The 3738-nt window shown below is 75.6% G+C and carries 3 protein-coding genes, 1 pseudogene and 1 riboswitch; of the genes and pseudogenes, 1 reads left to right on the top strand and 3 read right to left on the bottom strand.

Annotated elements, in window-relative coordinates:
* From IH13_RS0100385 to IH13_RS0100375, 3 genes and pseudogenes are all read right to left on the bottom strand, one after another.
* Window positions 1–798, bottom strand: a pseudogene (locus IH13_RS0100385) (precorrin-2 C(20)-methyltransferase); the annotation flags it as partial.
* Window positions 795–1421 carry a precorrin-8X methylmutase gene (locus tag IH13_RS0100380; RefSeq protein WP_031079979.1) on the bottom strand — a complete coding sequence of 209 codons (627 nt, stop codon included), beginning with the start codon at window positions 1419–1421 and terminating at the stop codon, window positions 795–797. The gene IH13_RS0100380 and the pseudogene IH13_RS0100385, both read right to left, overlap by 4 nt.
* 65 nt (window positions 1422–1486) lie before the next feature.
* Window positions 1487–2779, bottom strand: coding sequence for a nitrite/sulfite reductase (locus IH13_RS0100375; protein WP_031079977.1), 1293 nt, complete (start codon window positions 2777–2779; stop codon window positions 1487–1489).
* A 106-nt stretch (window positions 2780–2885) separates the two neighbouring features.
* Window positions 2886–3036: riboswitch (cobalamin riboswitch) on the top strand.
* 31 nt (window positions 3037–3067) lie between these two features.
* Between IH13_RS0100375 and IH13_RS0100370 the strand changes: the two genes are divergently transcribed.
* Window positions 3068–3738, top strand: a 671-nt coding sequence (locus tag IH13_RS0100370) for a cobaltochelatase subunit CobN (protein WP_037840616.1), incomplete at its 3' end; no start/stop codon positions are given.

The raw sequence follows: 3738 nt of genomic DNA, 5'->3' as shown, positions 1-3738 counted from the left end.
CTGTCTCTTATACACCTCGCCCGCGCCCTCTGCCCGGGCGGGGCGGGGCGCGTCGATCCGGCTCGGGAGCACGGCGACCGCGAAGTACGGAACCGATTCCGGGTCGGTCCCGGCCAGTTCGCCGGTGCGCTCCCCGGCCATGGTGGCGCGTTCGACGTACCGGGCCTCGGGCAGTCGCCCGGACGCCTCGAACGCGCGGCGCACGGCGGGGAAGGTGCGGCCGAGCTTCATCACGACCGCGGAGTCGGTGGCGGCCAGACGGGCCGTCAGCTCCTCCTCGGGCAGGGTGCCCGGCAGGATGGTCAGCACCTCCTCGCCCTCGACGAGCGGGGTGCCGAGCCGGGCGGCGGCGGCGCTGACCGAGGTGACCCCGGGGATCACCTCGGTGGCGTACCGGTCCGCGAGCCGCTTGTGCATGTGCATGTACGAGCCGTAGAAGAGCGGGTCGCCCTCGGCGAGTACGGCGACCGTCCTCCCGGCGTCGAGGTGCACCGCGAGGCGGGCCGCGGCCTCGGCGTAGAACTCCTCCAGCGCGCCCCGGTACCCCCCGGGGTGGTCCGTGGTCTCCGTCGTGACGGGGTAGACCAGGGCCTCCTCGACGTGGTCGGGGCGGATGTGCCGCTGGGCGATGGACCGGGCGATGGAGCGCCCGTGCCGGGCCGAGTGGTAGGCGACGACGTCGGCCTCGGCGATGACCTCCACGGCCCGTATCGTCATCAGGGCCGGGTCACCCGGGCCGAGACCGACCCCGTAGAGCCGCCCCGTGGGCCCGGATGCCTGCTGCTCGCTCACGCTCACTCCTCCTCGCTGGCGATGGCGTTGAGGGCGGCCGCGGCGATGGCGCTGCCACCGCGCCGGCCGCGCACGATCAGGTGTTCCAGCCCGGAGGGGTGGGCGGCCAGGGCGTCCTTCGACTCGGCGGCCCCGACGAAACCGACCGGCACACCGATGACGGCGGCGGGGCGGGGCGCGCCCTCCTCGATCATCTCCAGCAGCCGGAAGAGCGCGGTGGGCGCGTTGCCGACGGCGACGACGGCCCCCTCCATCCGGTCGCGCCACAGCTCCAGCGCGGCGGCGCTGCGGGTGGTGCCGAGCTTCGCCGCCAGCTCCGGTACGGCCGGGTCGGACAGGGTGCACACCACGTCGTTGGCGGCGGGCAGCCGCTTGCGGGTGACCCCGCTGGCGACCATGGCCACGTCGCACAGGATGGGCGCCCCGGAGCGCAGCGCGGCGCGGGCGTCGGCCACCGCGTTCGGTGAGAAGCCCAGGTCGCGTACGAGATCGACCATGCCGCAGGCGTGGATCATGCGGACGGCGACCTGGCTCACGTCGGCGGGCAGCCCGGCGAGATCCGCCTCCGCGCGGATGGTGGCGAAGGACTGGCGGTAGATCGCCGGTCCGTCCTTCTCGTACTGGTGCACAGTGCTGTCGCTTTCTTCCTGGTGTGGTGCGGGTGCTGGTGCCCCGAAGGGGAGTTGACTGGCCGTCAGGTGCTACGGGGGCCACGCGCCGACGCCACCGCGGCGGCGAGCGCGTCGGGGTCGTCCCGTACCGTCACCGGGGTGCCCGGCCGGTCTCCGCGCACGTGGCTGATCCGGTGCCCGGTGGGTGTGGCGACCACGTCGATCCACTCCCCGTGCGGGTGGCCGCACCGGCGTTCGCATCCGGACCAGTACACGGGCAGCCGCCCGGGCGGTCCGACGGCGGCCGCCGCCTGGGCGCGCACATCGGCCAGGGACTTGGCGCAGCCGGGACGGCCGACGCAGGCGCCGACCCCGGACCAGCCGGAGCCCGGGCCGGTGATCAGCCCGGCCGCCGCGAGATCGCCGAGCAGCGCGTGCGCCCGGCCGGGCGCGACCCCGGTGACGACGGCGCCGCGCCACGGGGTGAGCCGGAACCCGCCCGCGCCGGTCAGCAGCCGCCACTGCGCGGTGCTCAGCCGCCCGAGCGGTACCCCGACGGCGAGCGCGGAGCCCCCGACGGGCCCGGGGACGGGCTCAAGGGCCGTGGCCGGGCGCGGGTGACGGCCCGTCACCGCGGTGGTCCCGGCCTCCCCCAGCCGGCGCGAGACCTCGGCGGGCAGTGCGGCGGCGACCTCGGCGGGCAGGTCCTTCAGCCGCCAGGCGCCGGTGTCCCGGGCCGCGTCCAGGAACGCCTCGGCGGCGAGCAGGGCGGCGCGGGGTCCTTCGGCGGCCGGGACGGTGAGGACGGTGTCCACCGCTCCGACGCGGAGCGACGCTCCCTCGCCGTCCCGCGCGATCAGGGTGAGGTCGGCGCCGAGGGCGTCCACGTCCCCCCGGCCGTCGTCCAGCGCGAAGAGGAACCGGCCGGAGAGCGCGGCGGCCCGGTCGCTGCCGCAGACCAGGCGGTCCAGCGCGGCCAGCCACGGCCCGATGTCCCCGGCGCCCCGGCCGTCCAGCCCGGAGAGCGGTGACGCGACGACGTTGCGTACGCGCTCATGGCGTGCGGAGGGCATCAGTCCGGCGTCGCCCAGCAGCGCGGCCAGCTCCGGCCCGTCGCCCTCGGCGAGTCCGCGCAACTGGACGTTGCCCCGGGAGGTGAGATGCAACTCACCGTCACCGAACCGCTCGGCGGCCTGACGCAGTGCCTCGGCGCCCTCGGCCGCCAGTACCCCGCCGGGTATGCGGATCCGCGCCAGCGCCCCGTCGTCCGCCCGGTGCAGGCGCAGGGTTCCGGGGCAGGCGTCGCCGCTGCTCCGGACACACGCGGCACCCGGGGGCCGGGGCGGCTGGGGGGTAGGAGACATGGCGGCGAGCATACAGACCGTGACCATGGCACACCCCTGCCGTCACTGTGACCTACCGGACACCCGTGATCGCGCCCTCCGGACCCCGGACCGTCTGGTCAGGACCCCCCACCCGCGGCCTACTATGCCTAGCGGCGGTCCGTTCGGCCCGCCATCGCCAGACGGCGACATGGGAGGAAGCCCGGTGAGATTCCGGCGCGGTCCCGCCACTGTGAACCCGGCCCCGACCGGGTGAGTCAGGAACTCCCGCCGTCCGACACCGCCCGGGGCGTGGACACCCCGAGGAAGGGCTGACGCCGCATGATCCTGCTCCTGTCGACGTCCGACACCGACCTGCTGAGCGCCCGCGCCTCCGGCGGCCCGGTCGGCTTCCGCTACGCCAACCCCTCCCGTCTCGCGCTCCAGGAACTCCCGGAGCTGCTGGAGGGCACCGACCTCGTCGTCGTACGGCTCCTCGGCGGTGTCCGCGCCTGGCAGGAGGGGCTCGACCAGGTGCTGGCCACCGGCCGTCCCGTCGTCGTCCTCACCGGTGAACAGGCCCCCGACGCCCAGCTGATGGCCGCGTCCACCGTGCCGATCGGCATCGCCGCCGAGGCGCACGCCTACCTCGCGCACGGCGGCCCCGCCAACCTGGAACAGCTGGCCCGCTTCCTCTCCGACACGGTGCTGCTGACCGGCCACGGCTTCGAGCCGCCGGCCCCGGCCCCCGCCTGGGGCCCGCTGGAGCGCACCGCCCGCGAGGTCACCGGTCCGACCGTCGCGGTGCTCTACTACCGCGCCCACCACATGAGCGGCAACACCGCGTTCGTGGACGCGCTGTGCACCGCCGTCGAGGACGCGGGCGGCCGCCCCCTCCCGCTGTACGTCGCCTCGCTGCGCACCCCCGAACCCGAACTGATCGACGAACTCCGCGCCGCCGACGCCATCGTGACGACCGTCCTCGCGGCGGGCGGCACCAAGCCGGCCACCGT

Origin of the sequence: Streptomyces sp. NRRL WC-3549 (assembly GCF_000721935.1) — a bacterium.
Classification (GTDB): Bacteria; Actinomycetota; Actinomycetes; order Streptomycetales; family Streptomycetaceae; genus Streptomyces.
Note: the sequence above shows the minus strand (reverse complement) of the source record. Positions and strands in the feature narration are given on the sequence as shown.